18 protein-coding genes and 3 tRNA genes are annotated in these 20331 nt (G+C 67.8%); 5 read left to right on the top strand and 16 right to left on the bottom strand.

Features of this window, described 5'->3' with window-relative positions:
• Positions 1-37: 37 nt before the first annotated feature.
• Positions 38-904, bottom strand: a complete 867-nt coding sequence (locus bpln_RS04995; protein ID WP_042624245.1) for a pirin family protein — start codon at positions 902-904, stop codon at positions 38-40.
• Between the two features lie 124 nt (positions 905-1028).
• Here bpln_RS04995 and bpln_RS04990 point away from each other — a divergent pair, with 124 nt between their 5' ends.
• Positions 1029-1934 (top strand): LysR family transcriptional regulator, encoded by a 906-nt coding sequence (locus bpln_RS04990; protein ID WP_042626448.1) that lies wholly within the window; start codon positions 1029-1031, stop codon positions 1932-1934.
• Between the two features lie 143 nt (positions 1935-2077).
• Positions 2078-2581, top strand: a complete 504-nt coding sequence (locus bpln_RS04985; protein WP_055138217.1) for a GAF domain-containing protein — start codon at positions 2078-2080, stop codon at positions 2579-2581.
• A 195-nt stretch (positions 2582-2776) separates the two neighbouring features.
• Here the strand turns inward: bpln_RS04985 and bpln_RS04980 are convergent.
• The 5 genes from bpln_RS04980 to uvrC form a co-directional block, all read right to left on the bottom strand.
• Positions 2777-2850: transfer RNA gene (locus bpln_RS04980), tRNA-Cys, on the bottom strand.
• A 112-nt stretch (positions 2851-2962) separates the two neighbouring features.
• Positions 2963-3038, bottom strand: a tRNA-Gly gene (locus tag bpln_RS04975).
• 61 nt (positions 3039-3099) lie between these two features.
• Positions 3100-3175: transfer RNA gene (locus tag bpln_RS04970), tRNA-Gly, on the bottom strand.
• A 158-nt stretch (positions 3176-3333) separates the two neighbouring features.
• The gene (gene pgsA, locus bpln_RS04965; protein ID WP_042624243.1) at positions 3334-3927 is read right to left on the bottom strand and encodes a CDP-diacylglycerol--glycerol-3-phosphate 3-phosphatidyltransferase; all 594 of its coding nucleotides are present in this window, start codon (positions 3925-3927) and stop codon (positions 3334-3336) included.
• 78 nt (positions 3928-4005) lie between these two features.
• Positions 4006-6273 carry an excinuclease ABC subunit UvrC gene (uvrC, locus tag bpln_RS04960; protein WP_055138216.1) on the bottom strand — a complete coding sequence of 756 codons (2268 nt, stop codon included), beginning with the start codon at positions 6271-6273 and terminating at the stop codon, positions 4006-4008.
• A gap of 77 nt (positions 6274-6350) precedes the next feature.
• Between uvrC and earP the strand changes: the two genes are divergently transcribed.
• From earP to bpln_RS04945, 3 genes are all read left to right on the top strand, one after another.
• Positions 6351-7550 carry an elongation factor P maturation arginine rhamnosyltransferase EarP gene (gene earP / locus bpln_RS04955; protein WP_055138215.1) on the top strand — a complete coding sequence of 400 codons (1200 nt, stop codon included), beginning with the start codon at positions 6351-6353 and terminating at the stop codon, positions 7548-7550.
• A gap of 240 nt (positions 7551-7790) precedes the next feature.
• Positions 7791-8348, top strand: a complete 558-nt coding sequence (efp, locus tag bpln_RS04950) for an elongation factor P (RefSeq protein ID WP_042624240.1) — start codon at positions 7791-7793, stop codon at positions 8346-8348.
• Between the two features lie 263 nt (positions 8349-8611).
• Entirely contained in the window at positions 8612-10012 is a 1401-nt protein-coding gene (locus tag bpln_RS04945) for a sigma-54-dependent transcriptional regulator (RefSeq protein ID WP_042626447.1), read from the top strand.
• A 63-nt stretch (positions 10013-10075) separates the two neighbouring features.
• On the opposite strand, the gene nagZ is transcribed toward bpln_RS04945, so the two are convergent.
• The 10 genes from nagZ to bpln_RS04895 all read right to left on the bottom strand — a co-directional run bounded on the left by nagZ (position 10076) and on the right by bpln_RS04895 (position 20322).
• The gene (nagZ, locus tag bpln_RS04940; RefSeq protein ID WP_055138214.1) at positions 10076-11104 is read right to left on the bottom strand and encodes a beta-N-acetylhexosaminidase; all 1029 of its coding nucleotides are present in this window, start codon (positions 11102-11104) and stop codon (positions 10076-10078) included.
• 71 nt (positions 11105-11175) lie between these two features.
• Positions 11176-11598, bottom strand: a complete 423-nt coding sequence (gene acpS, locus bpln_RS04935; protein WP_042624238.1) for a holo-ACP synthase — start codon at positions 11596-11598, stop codon at positions 11176-11178.
• 10 nt (positions 11599-11608) lie between these two features.
• Complete coding sequence (pdxJ, locus tag bpln_RS04930; RefSeq protein WP_055138213.1) at positions 11609-12382, bottom strand: pyridoxine 5'-phosphate synthase; 774 nt, start codon at positions 12380-12382, stop codon at positions 11609-11611.
• Positions 12379-13233: a DNA repair protein RecO gene (gene recO / locus bpln_RS04925; protein WP_042624236.1), complete on the bottom strand. Its 855-nt coding sequence runs from the start codon at positions 13231-13233 to the stop codon at positions 12379-12381. Before recO ends, pdxJ begins: the two co-directional genes overlap by 4 nt.
• Positions 13220-14119, bottom strand: coding sequence for a GTPase Era (gene era / locus bpln_RS04920; RefSeq protein WP_042624235.1), 900 nt, complete (start codon positions 14117-14119; stop codon positions 13220-13222). Before era ends, recO begins: the two co-directional genes overlap by 14 nt.
• Positions 14120-14179: 60 nt before the next feature.
• Positions 14180-15466 (bottom strand): ribonuclease III, encoded by a 1287-nt coding sequence (gene rnc, locus bpln_RS04915; protein ID WP_055138212.1) that lies wholly within the window; start codon positions 15464-15466, stop codon positions 14180-14182.
• A gap of 144 nt (positions 15467-15610) precedes the next feature.
• Complete coding sequence (gene lepB, locus bpln_RS04910; protein WP_042624233.1) at positions 15611-16507, bottom strand: signal peptidase I; 897 nt, start codon at positions 16505-16507, stop codon at positions 15611-15613.
• 16 nt (positions 16508-16523) lie between these two features.
• Positions 16524-18317 (bottom strand): translation elongation factor 4, encoded by a 1794-nt coding sequence (lepA, locus tag bpln_RS04905; protein ID WP_055138211.1) that lies wholly within the window; start codon positions 18315-18317, stop codon positions 16524-16526.
• Between the two features lie 213 nt (positions 18318-18530).
• A complete protein-coding gene (locus bpln_RS04900) occupies positions 18531-18779 on the bottom strand; it encodes a glutaredoxin family protein (protein WP_042624231.1) in 249 nt (82 codons plus the stop codon).
• 7 nt (positions 18780-18786) lie between these two features.
• Positions 18787-20322, bottom strand: coding sequence for a DegQ family serine endoprotease (locus bpln_RS04895; protein ID WP_055138210.1), 1536 nt, complete (start codon positions 20320-20322; stop codon positions 18787-18789).
• Positions 20323-20331 lie beyond the last annotated feature (9 nt).

Here is a 20331-nt window from a genome sequence, read left to right as displayed (position 1 = left end):
CCGCCGGAAGACGGCGCCGGGCAGCGTCCGACTACGCTCAGGCCGGCATCCGGCCGAACCGGCCGCTGTTGAAATCGTCGACGGCCGCGCGAATCTCCGCGTCGCTGTTCATCACGAACGGACCGTAGCCGACCACCGGCTCGTCGATCGGCTCGCCGCTCAGCACCAGCAGCGTCGCGTCGTTGTTCGCCTCGATCTCCACGCCCGCGCCGTCGCGCGACAGATGGATCACCTGCGCCTCGCGCACGACTTCGCTACCGTTCACCAGCACCGTGCCGCGCAGCACCGCGAGCGCCAGCGTGCGGCCGTCCGCGATCTCGAAGCGGGTGCGGCCTCCCTGCGTGAGCCGCACATCCCAGACGTCGATCGGCGTGAAGGTGCGGGCCGGACCACGATGCCCGTCGAACTCGCCCGCGATCACGCGTACGCGCCCCGCGCCACCGGCGAGCGGCACCGACGGAATCTCGGCGTCGCGCAGCGTCTGGTAACCAGGCGCGGCGAGCTTGTGCTTCGCGGGCAGGTTCACCCACAGCTGCACCATCTCCAGCGCGCCGCCGCGCTTCGCGAACGCGTCGGAGTGGAATTCCTCGTGCAGGATCCCGCTCGCCGCGGTCATCCACTGCACGTCGCCGGGGCCGATATGGCCGCCCGCGCCGGTCGAATCGCGGTGATCAACTTCGCCGTCGTAGACGATCGTCACCGTCTCGAAACCACGGTGCGGATGCTGGCCCACGCCGCGCCGCTCGCCGGTCGGCTCGAAGCGGGCCGGGCCCGCGTAGTCGAGCAGCAGGAACGGGCTCAGGTGCGCGCCGGTGCTGTGATAGCTGAACAGCGAGCGGACCGGAAAACCATCTCCGACCCAGTGCGGACGCGGGGCGCTGTAGGTGCCGACGATCTGTTTCATCTGCGTTCTCCTGAATCTGCATGCCCACGGCGATCTGCCCGGGCGACAGGACAAGCATAAGATCGGAACGATCGTTTCGGTAGTATGGGAAAATCGCACTCAGCGTTCTATTTGGTGAACGATGATGCGGGATCTGAACGACCTTTATTTCTTCGTGCAGGTGGTTGACCACGGCGGCTTCGCGCCGGCCGGACGCGCGCTGAACCTGCCGAAATCGCGGCTGAGCCGGCGCATCGCCGGGCTCGAGGAGCGTCTCGGGATGCGGCTGATCCAGCGTTCGACGCGGCGCTTCGCGCTGACCGAGGTCGGCGCGACCTATTATGCCCACTGCCGCGCGATGCTCGTCGAAGCCGACGCGGCCGACCAGGCGGTCGCGCTGCGCCACGCGGAGCCGCGCGGGATCGTGCGCGTGACGTGTCCGATCGCGCTGCTCGATTCGCTGGTCGGCGAGATGCTGGGCGCGTTCATGGCGCAGTGTCCGCACGTCGAAATCCATCTCGAGGAAACCAACCGGCGCGTCGACGTGGTCGGCGAAGGGGTCGACATCGCGCTGCGCGTGCGGCCGCCGCCGCTCGAGGACAGCGAGCTCGTGCTGCGCCCGCTCGCCGAGCGCGGCCAGTGCCTGGTAGCGAGCCCGGCGCTGCTCGCGCGCGCGGCGGCGCCGCGTGTGCCGGCCGATCTCGCCGCGCTGCCGAGCCTCGCGCTCGGCCAGCCGCAGGACGATCACGTCTGGAACCTGCGCGGGCCGGGCGGCGCGCACGCGACGATCCCGCACCGGCCGCGCTTCGTCACGCGCGGGATGTTCGCGCTGCGCGCGGCGGCCGTGGCCGGTGTCGGCGTGGTGCAGCTGCCGACCATGATGATCCGCGACGCCGTCGCGCGCGGCGAGTTGCAGGTCGTGCTGCCCGACTGGGCGCCGCGTCGCGAGATGGTCCACGCGGTGCTCGCGTCGCGGCGTGGCCTGCTGCCGGCGGTGCGCGCGCTGCTGGACTTTCTCGTCGAGCGGTTCGCGGCGCTCGAAGCCGATTGATCGAGTCTCATCGGACCCGGTCGGATCGCCCCGCTCCCCGCCGCCGTGACGCGTTTCGGGCAAACCTCGGCGATTTCTTTTAGACTGCGCGAATTCCGTGCAGCCATGGCCGCGCGCCCCGAAATTCCCGTCCCCTGTTGATCATGTTCGAACTCTCCGCCTCGCCGTCCACCTCGAAACCCGAGCTCTACGCCACGCTCGTCGAGCAAGCGCGCTCGCTGCTCGAATCGGAAACGGATCTCGTCGCGAACGCGGCGAACTTCTCGTCGCTCGTCTATCACTCGCTCGACGGCCTGAACTGGGCCGGCTTCTACTTTTACGACGGCGCCGGACTCGTGGTCGGGCCGTTCCAGGGCAAGCCCGCCTGCGTGCGGATTCCACTCGGCAAGGGCGTGTGCGGTACGGCCGCGCAAACGCGCGAGACGCAGGTGGTGCGCGACGTGCATGAATTCCCGGGCCACATCGCCTGCGATTCGGCTTCGCGATCGGAAATCGTCGTGCCGCTGGTAGCCGGCGACGGCACGCTGATCGGCGTGTGGGACGTGGACAGCCCGGATCTCGCCCGCTTCGACGCGGCCGACCGGGAAGGCATGGAAGCGCTGTGCCGCGTGTTCGTCGCGGCCTGGGCGCGGCGCGGCAAGGCTTGAGCGCGGGCGGCGCGCGGCTCGTTACGGGCCGCGCCGGCCGAACGGTGCAGTTCAGTGCCAGCTGACGAGCCAGCCGTGTCGAGGTATTCCCCCCGACCGGCGCCGCAGGTGACAGGCAACGCGCCCCGCACCAGCTCATATCGCCGGCCCGAAAAAGAAAAAGCCCCGCGTTTGCGGGGCTTTTTCTTTCCAACCTGGAGGCGCGAGCCGGAGTCGAACCGGCCTACACGGCTTTGCAGGCCGCTGCATAACCGCTTTGCTATCGCGCCGAAAGCGGACTGCCGATCATCGCGATACAGCCTGACGCAACGACCGCAGATTTTTGCCCGACAGACCCGGAAGTCTGCCAAACAAAAAGGGAAGCGTTGCTTCCCCTTGTTTTGGAGCGGGAGACGAGTCTCGAACTCGCGACCTCAACCTTGGCAAGGTTGCGCTCTACCAACTGAGCTACTCCCGCATTGTCCTGCATGCGCAGACTTTGCCGAACCACACTGCTTCAACAAAACGCCGCTTGAATCTGGAGCGGGAGACGAGTCTCGAACTCGCGACCTCAACCTTGGCAAGGTTGCGCTCTACCAACTGAGCTACTCCCGCGTTTTGCTGCTTCTTGCTGCCTTCTCCGCTTTACTGCTTCGTTCGCTGCTGCGTTCGTTTCAGTGCAGCGGAGAAGTGAGATTATGTAGAACCCGTTTCAGTGTGTCAAGCGTTTTTCGTGCCCTTTTAGTCGGCACCTTCAACGACCGCCGACACCATCAGATCGCGCCGCCGCGCTCGCGAATCTGCGGCCACGCCAGCTTCATGTAGTACAGCATCGACCAGATCGTCAGCACCGCAGCGAGGTAGATCAGCCAGAGCCCCAGCATGCGCGTGTCGATGGTGATGCCGCCCCCGATCGGCAGCGCGCCATAGTACAGCAACATCGGAATCGCGACCATCTGGCAGGCGGTCTTGAACTTGCCGAGCGAATTCACCGCCACGCTCTTCGAGGCGCCGATCTGCGCCATCCATTCACGCAGCGCCGAGATCGCGATCTCGCGGCCGATGATCACCAGCGCGATCGCCGCGTCGATGCGCGTGAGCTGCACCAGCACCAGCAGCGCGGCCGTCACCATCAGCTTGTCGGCGACCGGGTCGAGGAACGCGCCGAACGCCGAGGTCTGGTTCCACTTGCGCGCGAGGAAACCGTCGAACCAGTCGGTCAGCGCGGCCAGCACGAAGATCAGCGCCGCCGCGAGATTGCGGTGCTCGATGCTCATCATCACGTCCGGCAGGTAGAACACGCCGACCACGAGCGGAATCAGCACGATTCGCACCCAAGTCAGGAAAATCGGGAAATTGAACGGCATGACGGGCTGGACGGGTAAAGGATTTGCAATTGTGCCGCGCCGCCCGCACCGCCACAAGCCGCGCGGACACACGTCGCGTCAATGGAGCTGCCGGTAGATCTGCTCGGCGAGCGCGTGCGAGATGCCTTCGACGCTCGCCAGTTCCTCGACGCTCGCGGCCACCACGCCGCGCAGGCCGCCGAAGCGCGCGAGCAACCGCTGGCGCCGCTTCGCGCCGACGCCCTCGAGTTCCTCGAGGCGCGAGGTCTGACGCGCCTTGGCGCGTTTCGCGCGCATCCCGGTGATGGCGAAGCGGTGCGCCTCGTCGCGAATCTGCGCGACCAGCATCAGCGCGGCGCTCTCCTTGCCGAGTTCGAGCGAGGGTCGGCCGTCCGCGAAGATCAGCGTCTCCAGGCCGACCTTGCGGCCCTCGCCCTTCGCCACGCCGACCAGCATCGAGCAGTCGAGGCCCAGCTCGGTGAACACCTGCCGCGCAACCTCCACCTGCCCCTTGCCGCCGTCGATCAGCACGATGTTCGGCAGCAGCGCGGCCGCGGCGCTGGCGCGCGTCGCGTCGCCGTCGATGCCGGCCTGCGTATCGGCCGCGGCCGCCTCGCCCGCCTGCTCGATCATCTTCTCGTAGCGGCGCGTCAGCACCTGGCGCATCGCCGCGTAATCGTCGCCGGGCGTGATCCCGGTGATGTTGTAGCGGCGATACTCGCCCGACTGCATCTTGTGATGGTGAAACACCACGCACGAGGCCTGGGTCGCCTCGCCCATCGTGTGGCTGATGTCGAAGCACTCGATGCGCAGTTGCGCGAGATCGTCGGCCTCGAAGCCCAGCGTCTCGGCCAGCGCGCGCGTGCGGGCCTGCTGCGAACCCTGCTCGGACAACAGCCGCGCGAGCGCGAGCCGCGCGTTCTGCTCGGCCATCGCGAGCCACGCGCGCTTCTGCCCCTGCGGCTGGCGCAGCACGGCCACCTTGTGGCCGGCCTGCTCGATCAGCAGGTCGATCAGCTCGCGGTTGACCAGCGCGTGGCTGACCACCAGCACCGGCGGCACGCGGTTGCCGAGATAGTGCTGGGCGATGAACGCCTCCAGCACCTCGGTCTCGATCGGCGCGACCATCGTTTCGGCGTCGGCATCGGTGCCGGCTTGCGTGTCGTCCGACGGCGGCTGGCCGGCGGCTTCGTCGGCGCCGGTGGCAACCCCGGCCTCGGCGACGGCCGCCGCGAGAGCCGGCGCCGCGTCATCCGGCGTCCGCGCGTGATCGTCGGGCACCGCGACGCCCGGCGCATCGACATCGACGACGCCAGCGACGCCGGCGTCCGATACGGTGCCGACCGCCGCCGCGAGATCCTCGACAATCATCCCCGCGCCTTCGTCCGGTGCCGCCTCCTGCGCACCGCCCGTCGCCAGCGCGAGCGCGCTGTCGGCGTGCGCGGGGAAGTAGGCCTTGTCGCCGAGGTGCCGCCCGCCGCGCACCATCGCGAGATTGACGCAGACGCGCCCGCCGTGCGCGACCACGGCGAGGATGTCGACGTCGCTCTCGCTGCCGACCTCGATCGCCTGCTGATGCAGCACCGTGGCGAGCGAACTCATCTGGTTGCGCACCGCGGCGGCCTGCTCGAACTTCAGATCCGCGGCGAAGCCATGCATCTTCTGCTCGAGCTCCTTCATCACTTCGCTCTGCCGACCGAGCAGGAAGCGCGAGGCGTTCGAGACGTCGCGCGCGTAGTCCTCCGCCTCGATCGCGCCGACGCACGGCGCGGAGCAGCGGCCGATCTGGTGCAGCAGGCAGGGACGCGTGCGGTTGTTGAAGACCGAATCCTCGCAGGTGCGCAGCTGGAACACGCGCTGCAGGATCTGGATGCTCTCGCGCACCGCCCAGGCGCTCGGGAACGGCCCGAAATACTGGTTCTTGCGATCGACGGCGCCGCGGTAATAGGCCATGCGCGGAAACGCGTGGCCGGTGAGCTTCAGATACGGATACGACTTGTCGTCGCGAAACAGGATGTTGTAGCGCGGCGTGAGCGCCTTGATCAGGTTGTTTTCGAGCAGCAGCGCCTCGGCTTCCGAGCGCGTCACCGTAGTCTCGATCCTGGCGATCCGCGTGACCATCATCGCGATGCGCGGCGAGAGCTGGGTCTTCGTGAAGTAGCTCGAAACACGCTTTTTCAGATTGCGCGCCTTGCCCACGTAGAGCACCGCGCCGCCGGCGTCGTAATACCGGTAGACGCCGGGAAGGTGCGGCAATTGCGCGAGGATCGGCTTCGGCTCGAACGGCGCTGCCGCCTGGCTCGTCGGGGCTGGCTGGCCGGAATGGCCGGAGGTCTCGGATTGATCGGACGTATCGGGGGATGTCATGCGAAATCCGGGCGCCATGCGCGCGCGAACGGGTCATTTAGAATCGCCAGTTTAGTGCATTCGTCCCGATTCCTTCGATGTCCCCGATCCTCTCCGCCGCAGCCACCTCACCCCCGCGCCCCGGTGCCGGCCCGCTCGCCTGCGACATCTTCTGCACGGTCGTCGACAATTTCGGCGACATCGGCGTCTGCTGGCGGCTCGCGACCCAGCTCGCGCGCGAGCACGGCTGGCAGGTGCGCCTGTTCGTCGACGATCTCGCCACATTCGCGCGGCTCGCGCCGGGGCTCGACCCGGCCGCCCGGCGCCAGACCCGCGACGGCATCGCGATCGAACATTGGGGCGAGCCGGTGCATGCGGGCGACACGCTCGCGATCGCAGACGTCGTGATCGAGGCGTTCGCCTGCGAGCTGCCGGCCGAATACGTCGCGGCGATGGCGCGCCGCGCGCGCGCGCCGGTCTGGATCAATCTGGACTACCTGAGCGCCGAGGACTGGGTCACCGATTTCCACCTGCGCCCGTCGCCGCATCCGCGCTATCCGCTGCGCAAGACGTTCTTCTTTCCCGGGCTCGGCCACGGCACCGGCGGCGTGCTGAAGGAAGCCGGCCTCGATGCGCGGCGCGAGGCGTTCCTGGCCAACGCCGCCGAGCGCGAAACCTGGTGGCGGCAGGCCACCGGCGGCCCGCCGCCTGGCGCCGATACGCTCGTCGTGTCGCTGTTCGCCTACGAGAATCCGGCGCTCGGCGCGCTGCTCGAACAATGGCGCGACGGCGCGCGGCCGGTGCGGCTGCTGGTGCCCGAAGGCCGGATCTGCCCGGCCGTCGCCGGCTTCTTCGGCACCGGCCGGTTCGGCGCCGGCAGCCACGCCGGCGCGGGCCAGCTCAGCGCGCACGGGCTCGCGTTCGTCGCCCAACCGAATTACGACAAGCTGCTGTGGGCCGCCGACCTCAATTTCGTGCGCGGCGAGGATTCGTTCGTGCGGGCGCAGTGGGCGCGCAAGCCGTTCGTCTGGCACATCTACCCGCAGGCCGACGACGCGCACCTGCCGAAGCTCGACGCCGCGCTCGCGCACCTGAGCGCCACGCTGCCGCCGGCCGCGCGCGATGCCACCGCGCGCTTCTGGCATGCCTGGAACGGCGCCGGCACGCCGGACTGGGCCGACTTCCTCACGCATCGCGCCGCCCTCGAGGCCCGCGCGCATGCCTGGGCGGACGAGCTTGCCACACTCGGGGATCTTGCCGGAAATCTGGCGGAATTCTCAAAAACTCAGTTAAAATAAGCGGTTATCCAACGGCGGACCACGCAAGCGAGTCGCTGTCGGCGCCCCGGGCGGGTGGCTTCGATGCCACCGCGAACGGCGCGGACCGGCGGCACGCAGCCGAACCGCGCGTGCGAGCGACGCCGAGCGAGCGTTCCGGCCCCGGCGGCAAGCCGGTACAACGGCGCGTCGCACGCCCCGCTTGCGTTGTCGGCCGTTGCGCAACGTCAGGAAAATTTTTTCGCACAGGACAGTTTTGATATGAAAACCGCACAGGAACTCCGCGTAGGCAACGTCGTGATGGTCGGCAGCGACGCATGGGTCGTCTCGAAAGCCGAATACAACAAGTCGGGCCGTAACTCCGCCGTCGTCAAGATGAAGCTGAAGAACCTGCTGACGAACGCGGGCCAGGAATCCGTCTACAAGGCCGACGACAAGTTCGACGTCGTCGTGCTCGACCGCAAGGAAGTGACGTACTCGTACTTCGCGGACCCGATGTACGTGTTCATGGACGCCGACTACAACCAGTACGAAGTCGAAGCCGAAATGATGGGCGACGCGCTGAACTATCTCGAAGACGGCATGACCTGCGAAGTCGTCTTCTACAACGAGAAGGCGATCTCGGTCGACATGCCGACCGTCATCGTGCGCGAGATCACCTACACGGAGCCGGCCGTCAAGGGCGACACGTCGTCGGGCAAGGTGCTGAAGAACGCCAAGCTCGCGACCGGCTACGAACTGCAGGTGCCGCTGTTCTGCAACACCGGCGACAAGATCGAAATCGACACGCGTACCAACGAATACCGCAGCCGCGCCTAAGTTCGCACAACCTGCACGAAAAGCGCCCTTCCGGGCGCTTTTTCTTTTTGGAGAGCCGTATTGTTGCAGACTCGTGACAGGCCGCGAAACGCTGCGAAACGTCATTCCGAAAAGGCATCAATTTGTATCTTCGGTAACTCTTTTGCTTACATCGGCAAATATCGTACGCTTTACGCGCCGAGGGACATAAAATCCGACTCTAATCAAACAATGGGGCGAACACGCCCGCCATGCACGGCCGCCCTTTGAACATCCAGCACACCATGCCACACGCCCTCATAGTCGAAGACGATCCCAACAGCTTGTCCGGCCTGACGGCGCTGCTCGCCGCGGACGGATTCACGGTCGACACGGCCACCTCGCTCGCCGAGGCCCGGGCCGCGCTGGCGCGGACGATCCCCGACGTCGTGCTCGTCGACCTGAACCTGCCGGACGGCAGCGGCTTCGATCTGCTGCAGCATCTGCCCCAACCGCAACAGCCGAACGGCGGCCTGCCGGTGATCGTGCTGACCGGCAACGCGACGGTCGAGAGCGCCATCGAGGGCTTGCGACATGGCATCTGGGACTACCTGCTGAAGCCGGTCAACATTCCGCGGCTGCGCAGCCTGCTGGCGCGCATCCCGCGCCCCTACGAGCTGATCGAGGAAGTCCAGGCGCTGCGCACCACGCTGCGCAAGCTCGGTCGTTTCGGTCCCCTGATCGGGCGCAGCGATGCGGTCCAGCACGTCTACGACATGATCGAGCGCAATGCGCGCAGCGAGGCCGCGGTGCTGGTGTGGGGCGAGGCCGGCACCGGCAAGGAGACCACGGCGCGGGCGCTGCACGACCTGAGCCGCCGCCGCAAGGGGCCGTTCATCAAGTTCGACTGTCGCGCCGCGCTGCAGCTGCCGCGCGTGATGGAGCTCGGCAGCATCGTGATCGAAAGCATGCTGTTCGGCCGCGAGCGCGGCTCCTACGGCGGCGCCGAGCGGCGCGAGCCGGGCCTGTTCGAACAGGCGAGCGGCGGCACGCTGCTGCTCAAGGACATCACCGCGCTGCCGCTGCCGATTCAGGAATCGCTGCTGCGCGCGCTCGACTCGCAGAGCTTCCGGCGCATCGAAGGCACCGCCGAGGTGGCCACCGACTTCCGGCTGATCGCCACCTCGCGCCGGCCGTCGCGCGAAGCGCTCGACAACGGCACGCTGCGCGAGGATCTGTGGCTGCGGCTCGACGCGGCGTCGATCGCGCTGCCGCCGCTGCGCGCGCGCGACGACGATATGCTGCAGATCGCCGAGGCGTTCGTCGACGACCTGAACCGCCAGGCGCACGAGGCTGGCCTCGGCGCCGTCGACAAGCGGATCGCGCCCGACTTCATCCGAGAGTGTCTCGCCTACGACTGGCCCGGCAACGTGCGGGAACTGCGCGATCGCGTGCGGCTCGCCTACGAGGCATCGGGCGATTTCATCGAGACGCTGCGCGCCAACGACGGCGTGTTCGTGCCGGGCGCGGCGCTGAACGGCAGCAGCGTGCAGGTGCGCGTCGGCACGCCGCTGTCGGATGTGGAAGACCTGCTGATCCGCGCCACGCTCGACGCGGTCGGCGGTACGCGCCATCGCGCGGCCGCGCTGCTCGGTATCAGCCCGAAGACGCTCTACAACAAGCTGCAGCGCATGAAGATGAACTGACGGCGACGCGGGCGGCGCGGGTGAAACGCGCCGCCCGCCGCCGTTCGCGTTCCGGCTTCGGCCTCAGCCGAATGTCTCGCGCAGCAGTGCGCAGGCGCGCTGGTACTCGGGCCGACGCATCAGCTTGTCCCAGTTCGACGCCTTGCCGCGCGGCCGCAGCCGGCGGATCCGCCGTGCCGATTCCGGCGACACCTCCACCATCATCTCCTCAAGTACCCGCTCGGCCGCTTCCGGCTGGTTGCAGACCAGCACCATGTCGCAGCCGGCCTCGAGCGCCGCGTCGGCCGCCTGCGCGAGCGTGCCGCCCGCGCGCGCCGCTTCCATGGAAAGGTCGTCGCTGAACACCGCGCCCGTGAAGCCGAGCCGCTCGCGCAGCACGCGCTGCAGCCAGATCGACGAGAAGCCGGCCGGTCGCGAATCCACCTGCGTATAGATCACGTGCGCCGGAATCACGGCCGCCAGCGCCAGCCCGAGCCAGTCATACGGCGCGGCGTCGAGCTTGAGGATCTGCTCGAGCGGGCGGTCGTCGGTCGGCAGCGCGACGTGCGAGTCGGCCTCGGCGTAGCCGTGGCCGGGGAAATGCTTGCCGCAGTTCGCCATGCCGGCCAGCGCGAGCCCGTGGTTCAGGCTCTTCGCCAGCAGCGTGACGACGCGCGGATCGCGATGGAACGCGCGGTCGCCGATCACCTTCGAGCGGCCGTAGTCGAGATCGAGCACCGGCGTGAAACTGAGATCGATACCGCAGGCGCGCAGCTCGGCGGCCAGCACGTAGCCGACCGCGGTCGCCGCGCGCGTGGCGTGCAGCACGTCCTTGTCCCACAGCTCGCCGAGCCGGCGCATCGCCGGCAGCACGGTGAAGCCGTCGGTGCGGAAGCGCTGCACGCGCCCGCCCTCGTGATCGACGGCGATCAGGATGTCGTCGCGCACGGCGCGGATCGCCTCGGTCAGCGCGCACAGCTGCTCGCGGCTCTCGAAGTGGCGCGCGAACAGGATCACGCCGCCCGTGCGCGGATGCGCGAGGCGTCGCGCGTCGTCGCGCGTGAGCGTCGTGCCGACGACGTCGAGCATGACGGGGCCGGGAGTCGGTTTCATCGAGTCGGGTCCGTGAAATGAAAGGGAGAATCAGCCGGAAGAGTTCAGCCGGAAGAGTTCAGCCGGAAGAATCAGCCGGCGAGGCTCGCCGGCGCCGCGTCCGGCACTTCGGCGACCACGAACGACACCGCGTAGTCGCGTTCGTCGCTGACGGTCACGCGCGCGGTGATGTGCTGCGCGGCGAGCCAGTCGGCCAGTTCCCCGGAGGCCACCACGTAGGGCTGGCCGCTCGGTTCGTTGAGGGTTTGCAGGGCGCGCCAAGTCATCGGCCAGCGCATCCCGAGGCCGATCGCCTTCGAGAACGCTTCCTTCGCGGAAAAGCGCGTCGCGAGGAACGCGATGCCGCGCACCTCGGAGCGCTTGCGGCGCGCATGAAACACGCGCAGTTCGTCGGGGCCGAGCACCTTCTCCGCGAACCTGCCGTCGGTGCGTTCGAGCACCGCCGCGATCCGGCTCACCTGGACGATGTCGGTGCCGATGCCGTAGATCGCCATGAGGCGGGGCTCAGCGGCCGCCGTGGCGCGCCGCCACGCGCGCGGCGACCATGATCGCCTTCATCTCGCGCACGGCGTTGTCCCAGCCCGTGAAGATCGACTGCGCGACGATCGCGTGCCCGATATTGAGCTCGACGATGCCGTCGATCGCCGCGATCTGCTGCACGTTCGTGTAGTGCAGGCCGTGGCCCGCGTTGACCTTGAGGCCGAGCGCGACGCCGGCGTCGACGGCGGCCACCACGCGCTCGTACTCGCGCTGCTGGGCGGCCGCCTCGCGCGCCTCGGCGTAGGCGCCGGTGTGCAGTTCGACCACGGGCGCGCCGGCCTCGTGGGCCGCGCGGATCTGGGTCTCGTCCGGATCGATGAACAGCGACACGCGCACGCCCGCGTCGGCGAGCTGCCGACAGGCCGCGCGCACCGCCTCGAAATGGCCGGCCACGTCGAGCCCGCCCTCGGTGGTCAGCTCGGCGCGCTTCTCCGGCACGAGGCAGGCATCGTGCGGACGCACCTCGCAGGTGATGTCGAGCATTTCCGGCGTGACCGCGCATTCGAGGTTCATGCGCGTGGTGAGCAGCGGGCGCAGCGCGCGCACGTCCGCGTCGCGGATGTGGCGGCGATCCTCGCGCAGATGCAGCGTGATCGCGTCGGCACCGGCCTGCTCGGCCGCGAGCGCCGCGCGGATCGGGTCCGGATAGGCGGTGCCGCGAACATTGCGCAGCGTCGCGACGTGATCGATGTTGACGCCAAGATCGATGGCGTTCAGCGCGGTCAGGAAGAAGCTCATAGGTTTTGCAGGTCGATGAGGATCTGGCGCGTCGCGAGTGGCGTGCCGCCCAGATAGGTATTGAGCAGGAAGCGCATCAGCGTCTTGCTTTGCGCAACCGTCTGGGCACGATGGTAATCGTCCTCCTCCATGTCGAGCAATGTCTGACCCGAGACGATCGGCCAGTGCGACGGTGTGTCCTCCCCGGCCTCGCGCACGCCGCGCTCCGGGTCGAACACATAGCGGCCGTCGGCGATGACGGCGCGGCGCGCCACGGTCCGGTTCAGCGCCCGCGCGTAGCCGGTCTCGCGCAGCAGCACGCGCTCGAACGATCTCAGCACCTGCACGGCCGGCTCGTCGTGGGCAAGCCGCGCGAGCGTCACCAGGTAGTGCTGGAACAGCGCCGGGAACGGATCCTCGCGCGCGCAGAACTTGACCAGCAGTTCGTTGACGTAGAACCCGCAGAGCAGCGCGTCGCCGCCGAGCGGCAGCATCCCGCCCACCCACTCCGCGCCCGTCAGCGTGCGCATCTCCGACTTGCCGGACCACGACAGCGCGAGTGGCTGGAACGTCTGCAGCACGCCGCGCAGCGCCGAATGCGGGCGCTTGGCGCCCTTCGCGACGAGCGCGACGCGGCCGTGGTCGCGCGTCAGCACGTCGATGATCAGGCTGGTTTCGCGATAGGGATGGCTGTGCAGCACGAAGCCGGGCTGCTCGGCGACGCGAAAATCGGATGCGCGCGGCGCGGCGCGGCGCGTCTTGCGGGGCCGCGCCGGCTCGGCGGGCGGCACGGAGGCCGGCGGTTCCACGACGGAGACGGGCACCTCGTCGGCCCCGTCGGAGCCGTCGTGCCTGCCGTCATTCGTACCCATAGGCACGCAGCCCCGCTTCGTTGTCCGCCCAGCCGCTCTTCACCTTGATGAAGGTTTCGAGATAAACCGGGCCGTCGAACAGCTTCTCCATGTCGAGCCGCGCCTCGGTGCTGATCTGCTTGAGCTTGGCGCCCTTCTTGCCGATCACCATCGCCTTGTGCGAATCGCGCTCGACGAGAATCGTCGCGAACACGCGCGTGAGGCGCCCCTCCTCCTCGAACTTGTCGATGATCACGGTGCTCGTGTACGGCAACTCGTCGCCCGTCCAGCGGAACACCTTCTCGCGCAGGATCTCGGCCGCGAGAAAGCGCGAGCTGCGATCGGTCAGGTCGTCCTCGCCGTAGATCGGGTCGCCCTCGGGCAGGTAAGGCTTGACCGTGTTCATCAGGCGGCGGATGTCGTCGTCCTGCTTGGCCGACAGCGGCACCACCTCGGCGAACGGGCGCAGCTCGCCCATCTGCTTCAGGAACGGGAACAGCGTCGACTTGTCGTTGATGCGGTCGAGCTTGTTGAGGATCAGCAGCGTCGGCACCTTGGGCGGAATCAGGTCGAGCACCTTCTGGTCGTCCGGGCCGAAGCGGCCGGCCTCGATCACGAACAGGATCGCGTCGACCGAAGTCAGCGTCGAGGTGACGGTGCGGTTCAGCGTGCGGTTCAGCGCGGTGCTGTGGCGCGTCTGGAAGCCCGGCGTGTCAACGAAGATGTACTGCGCGTCGGGCAGCGTGTGGATGCCGGTGATGCGGTGGCGCGTGGTCTGCGCCTTGCGCGAGGTGATGCTGATCTTCTGGCCGACGAGCGCGTTCATCAGCGTCGACTTGCCGACGTTCGGCCGGCCGACGATGGCGATCATGCCGCAACGGAATGCGGGGGTGGCGGGTGCGTTCATATCAGGCTGCTGCGATTCGAGGCGGGCCGCACGACGCGGCCCGCGGATGGGATCAGGCGTTCAACGACCGGCATCGGCCACGCGCAATGGCGTGACGGACAGGTCGGCGTCCGCGTCGGGCACCACATTCGCGGCGTCACGCACGCGCAACGTGCGGTCCGGCGCGCCCGCACCGCGCGGCGCGGTGTCGGCCTTGTCGGTGGAAACCGGATTGCCGGCGGACGCGGATCTTTCGACGGCGGACTTGTCGGTCGCGGGCTTGTCAGCGGGAACCGGCGGCCCGGCCGCGGGCGCCGGGTCCGTCATCGGCCGGTCGGCGGCCAGCTGCTCGGCCAGGGCCGGCTTCTCCGGCGTAGCCGGCACGGAGGGTGCCGCCGGTTTGTCGGCGCTCGCGGGCTTGTCGGCGGCGGACGGCTTCGCGCCGCGCTCGGTCTTCTCCGGCGCCGCGTCGGCGTGCGCGACCGCGCGAATCACGGCCACCGGCGGCGCGCCGCGTTCGGCGGCCTCGGCCGGCGCCTTCGCCGCGCCCGGCACCGAGATCACGGTGCGCTCCTTGTGCTCCGGCGCCGCGCGCAGATCGAGCGCTTCCTGCACGCCCTTCACGCCCGGCACGATCTCGGGCTCGCTCTTCGACGCACGCGCGCTCTTCGAGCGCTTCGACTTGGCAGCCGCCATCGGGCGCGCCATCACCTCGTCGAGCGCCTTCTTCGCGGCAGCCTGCTCGGCCGCGCGGCGGCTCGCGCCGGAGCCCGACACCTTCACGTCGAGCTTCGGCACAGTGCATTCCACCTCGAACTGCTGATTGTGCGCCGCACCATGGGTAGCCACGACCGTGTAGGTCGGCAGCGCGATCTTGTGGCCCTGCAGATATTCCTGCAGCAGCGTCTTCGCGTCCTTGCCGAGCGTGCGCGGATCGATATGGTCGAGGATCGGGATGTAGAGGCGCTTGATCACCCCTTGGGCGGCTTCGAAGCCGCCATCGAGGAACACCGCCCCGATGATGGCTTCGAACGCGTCCGCGAGGATCGACGGCCGGCGGAACCCGCCGCTGCGCAGTTCCCCTTCGCCGAGCCGCAGGCCGTCGGCAATATTGAGCGCCTGAGCAATCTCGTACAACGACTGCTGCTTGACGAGGTTCGCGCGCACCCGCGACAGGTCGCCTTCGTCCAGTTTGCCGAAACGCTGGAATAAAAGGGCCGCTACCGCGCAATTCAGAACGGAGTCGCCGAGAAACTCGAGCCGTTCGTTATGCGTGGCGCTGTGGCTACGATGGGTCAAAGCCTGACGCAGCAATTCCGCATTGCGGAATTCGTAGCGCAGCCGGCTTTCCAACTGGGACTGAGACATGAGCAGGAGTATAACGCGGGCGCCGGTTCCGTCTAGCGGCGGACGCGGGGCTCGAAAAGGCGTGTCGAAGCGGTGTTACCGCCGGTTCTTGAAGTAATTTGCCAGCATCGCGCGCGGCCATCGCGCGATGCTGGCGAGCGCGGCTCAGTGGAACGAGCCGATCCGCTTCAGGTCGCTGAAGTTCATCCAGATGAAGAACGCGCGGCCGACGATGTCGCTGTCGGGCACGAAGCCCCAGTAGCGGCTGTCCGCGCTGTTGTCGCGGTTGTCGCCCATCATGAAGTAGTGGCCCGGCGGCACCTTGCAGATCACACCGTGCTCGTTGTACGTGCAGTTGTTCTTGTACGGGAAATCGTAGGCGCCCATCACGAACGGCGGCACGGCCGGATTGTTCAGGATCGCGTTCTTGCGCGTGCCGTCGATGGTCTCCTCGTACTGCTTCGCATAGTTCATGCGCTCTTCGTCGAAGAAGTCGGGCAGCGGCGTCTCGGGCACCGGCTGGCCGTTGATCGTCAGCTTCTTGTCGAGGTACTGGACGGTGTCGCCGGGAAGGCCGATCACGCGCTTGATGTAGTCGACCGACTCGTCCTTCGGATAGCGGAACACCACCACGTCGCCGCGCGAGAGCGGGCTGCCCTGGGTAATCTTCTGGTTGCCGATCGGCAGGCGCAGGCCGTACTCGAACTTGTTCACGAGGATGAAATCACCGACCAGCAGTGTCGGCACCATCGAACCCGACGGGATCTTGAACGGCTCGACCACGAACGAACGGACCACGAACACCGCCAGGATCACCGGGAAGAAGCTCGCCGTGTACTCGAGCCACCACGGCTGACGCAGCTTGTCGTCGCGCAGCTTGGCGCGCGTCTCGGCCGCGTTCTCGTCGACGAAGCGTTCGCCGACGCGCGCCTGCTGGCGGTCGAACTCGGCGGCGGCCTCGTCGGCCGCCTTGCGCCGGCGCGGCAGGAACACCAGTTTGTCCAGCACCCACGCGATACCCGTCAAGACGACGAGCACAAAAAGAATCAATGCGAAATTCATAAAAGGATCAGTCCTGTTATTTGTCTTCGACACGCAAGATCGCGAGGAACGCTTCCTGCGGGATCTCGACCGAACCCACCTGCTTCATGCGCTTTTTGCCTTCCTTCTGCTTTTCCAGCAGCTTCTTCTTACGCGTGATGTCGCCGCCGTAGCACTTGGCCAGCACGTTCTTGCGCAGCGCCTTGATGTTCTCGCGCGCGATGATGTGCGCGCCGATCGCCGCCTGGATCGCGACGTCATACATCTGGCGCGGGATGATCTCGCGCATCTTCGCCGCCACCTCGCGGCCGCGGTACTGCGACTGCGAACGGTGGACGATGACCGACAGCGCGTCGACCTTGTCGCCGTTGATCAGCATGTCGACCTTGACCACGTCCGAGGCGCGATACTCCTTGAACTCGTAGTCCATCGACGCGTAGCCGCGCGACACCGACTTCAGCCGGTCGAAGAAATCGAGCACGATTTCCGCCATCGGAATCTCGTAGGTCAGCTGCACCTGGCGGCCGTGGTACTGCATGTTGATCTGCGAGCCGCGCTTCTGCGTGCAGAGCGTGATGACCGAGCCGACGTAGTCCTGCGGCATGTAGAGGTTCACGGTCACGATCGGCTCGCGCACCTCCTCGATGCGGGCCGGCTCCGGCATCTTGGCCGGGTTCTCGACCTTGATCGTGCTGCCGTCGCTCTGTACGACCTCGTAGACCACCGTCGGCGCGGTGGTGATGAGGTCCATGTCGAACTCGCGCTCGAGCCGCTCCTGCACGATCTCCATGTGCAGCAGGCCGAGGAAGCCGCAGCGGAAGCCGAAGCCGAGCGCCTGCGAGACTTCCGGCTCGTACTGCAGCGACGCGTCGTTGAGCTTGAGCTTCTCGAGCGATTCGCGCAGCGCGTCGTACTGGTTCGCCTCGACTGGATAGAGGCCCGCGAACACCTGCGGCTTCACTTCCTTGAAGCCCGGCAGCGGCTCGGTGGCGGCCTTCATCGCGTGCGTGACGGTGTCGCCGACCTTGGCGGCCGTCAGTTCCTTGATGCCGGCGATGATGAAGCCGACCTGCCCCGCCGAGAGCGATTCCAGGTTGCGCGACTTTGGCGTGAACACGCCGACGTGCTCGACCGGGAACTGCGCGCCGGTGGCCATCAGCTTGATCTTGTCCTTCGGGCGCAGCGTGCCGTTGACGATGCGCACCAGCATCACCACGCCAACGTAGTTGTCGAACCACGAATCGATGATCAGCGCCTGCAGCGGGGCGTCCGGATCGCCCTTCGGCGGCGGCACCTTGGCGATCAGCGACTCGAGCACGTCTTCCACGCCGAGCCCCGTCTTCGCGCTGCAGCGCGTCGCGTCGGTCGCGTCGATGCCGATCACGTCCTCGATCTCGGTGATCGCGTTGTCGGGGTTCGCCGCGGGCAGGTCGATCTTGTTCAGTACCGGCACCACCTCGACGCCGAGCTCGATCGCCGTGTAGCAGTTCGCGACCGTCTGCGCCTCGACGCCCTGGCTCGCGTCCACCACCAGCAGCGCGCCCTCGCAGGCCGACAGCGAGCGGCTGACTTCGTAGGAAAAGTCGACGTGCCCCGGGGTGTCGATCAGGTTCAGGTTGTAGACCTTGCCGTCGCGGGCGCGGTACGTGAGCGCCGCCGTCTGGGCCTTGATCGTGATGCCGCGCTCGCGCTCGAGATCCATCGAGTCGAGCACCTGGGCTTCCATCTCGCGGTCGGTCAGACCGCCGCAAACCTGGATGATGCGATCCGCGAGCGTCGACTTGCCATGGTCGATGTGAGCGATGATCGAGAAATTGCGAATATGATCCATTCAGTGCCGATCAAGCGAAAAAGGCGCGCTCGACGACTGCGGAGCACGCCTTGTAAGTCGGTGAAAAAACAGCCTATTTTAGCCGAAAAGGGCTGTCCGGGGCGGCATTTTGGCCGCCGCGACCTGCCGCGCGGCACGAAACCTGCAGGAATGACCGGCCGCGGGCACGCCCAGGCCCTGACGCCCGGGTTCGCCGACGGCATGCGACCTGATTCAGCAAGCCGCCGCGCGACGTTCGAGCGCCGTCCGCACACACCGCGGATCGAGGCGATGCCGGCACAGCTCGACGCCGTCGAGCAGCAACACCGGCACGTCCTCGTCATAGCGCGCGACAAGCGCCGGATCGGCGTCGATGTCGAGATAATCGACGGCCACGCCGAATTCGGTCGCGAGCGGTGCCAGCGCGGCGCGCATCTCGTCGCACAGGTGGCACCAGCCGCGGCCGTACAACGTGAGCGCCATGCGTGGCCTACTTCTGCCGCGGCCGCAGCGGGATGAACTGCGTGTTGTCGCCGCGCCGCACCAGCACCGCGACCATCTTCTGCGGATCGAGCTTCGAGGTGACCTCGACGAACTGCTTCGCGCTGGTGATATCGGTGTCGCCGACCCGGATCACGATGTCGTCGCGCTTCAGGCCCGCCCGCGCGGCCGGCCCTTCGGCCAGGTCGACGTGTACGCCGTTCGGCACCTTCGCCGTCTTCAGCTGGTCCGCCGTCAGGTCGCTGACCGTCAGCCCGAGCGCGTTGCTCTGGCGCGGCTTGGCGGGCTGGCTCGGCTTGCCGTCGGTGCGCGCGTTATTCTCGGCCGGCACCTCCGCGACCGTGATCGGCAGGTCGCGCGCGCTGCCCTTGCGCCAGATCGTCAGCGTCGCCTTGGTGCCCGGCTTGGTATCGCCGACCATGCGCGGCAGGTCGGTGGCTTCGTCCACCTGGCGGCCGTTGAACTTCAGGATGATGTCGCCCGGCTGCACGCCGGCCTTGTCGGCCGGGCCGCCCGCCTCGACGCTGCTGACCAGCGCGCCTTCCGCGCGCGGCAGCCCGATCGAGTCGGCCACGTCCTTCGTGACCTCGCCGATCGCCACCGCAATGCGGCCGCGCGTGACCTTGCCCGTGGCCTTCAGCTGCTCGGCCACGCGCATCGCCTCGTCGATCGGAATTGCGAACGAAATGCCCATGAAGCCGCCGGTGCGGCTGTAGATCTGCGAGTTGATGCCGATCACCTCGCCCTGCATGTTGATCAGCGGGCCGCCCGAGTTGCCGGGATTGACCGCCACGTCGGTCTGGATGAACGGCAGGTAGTCGCCGGTGTTGCGGCCCTTCGCGCTGACGATGCCGGCCGTGACCGTATTGTCGAGCCCGAACGGCGAACCGATCGCGACCACCCACTCGCCCACGCGCACCTTGTTCGAATCGCCGATCGCCACGGTCGGCAGGCTGCTCGCGTTGATCTTGACGATCGCCACGTCGGTGCGCTCGTCCACGCCGATCAGCCTAGCCTTGAACTCGCGCTTGTCGGTCAGCGTGACGTAGATGGTGTCGGCATCGTCGACCACGTGCGCGTTCGTCATCACGTAGCCGTCCGGCGACAGGATGAAGCCCGAGCCCACGCCGCGGTTCTGCTCGGTGTCGGGCGCGTCGGGCGGCGCGTTTTTCGGCGTGCCGGGCGAGCCCGGCGCCCCCGGCAGCGGAATGCCGAAGAAGCGGCGGAAGAACTCCGACATGTCGCCATCGTCCGGCCCCTGCGGGAACGCGCCACCGCGCGGGTCGGCCGGCACGGTCGCGGTGGTGCGGATGTTCACGACCGCCGGGCCGGCCTTCTCGACCAGATCCGCGAAATCGGGCAGCGCCGCGCGCGCCGCCGGCGCGCTGGGCGGTGCGACCGGCACGGTGATCGGTGCGGACGCGCCCTGCACGGACGCGGCAGTTTGCGCCGCCAGCGACGCGACGGGCAGGCAAGCCGTCAGCGCCGCCGCGGCCATCCAGGGACGCAGCGTGAACTTGATCATGTCGGGAAA

This window comes from Burkholderia plantarii (assembly GCF_001411805.1).
Taxonomy (GTDB): domain Bacteria; phylum Pseudomonadota; class Gammaproteobacteria; order Burkholderiales; family Burkholderiaceae; genus Burkholderia; species Burkholderia plantarii.
Note: the sequence above shows the minus strand (reverse complement) of the source record. Positions and strands in the feature narration are given on the sequence as shown.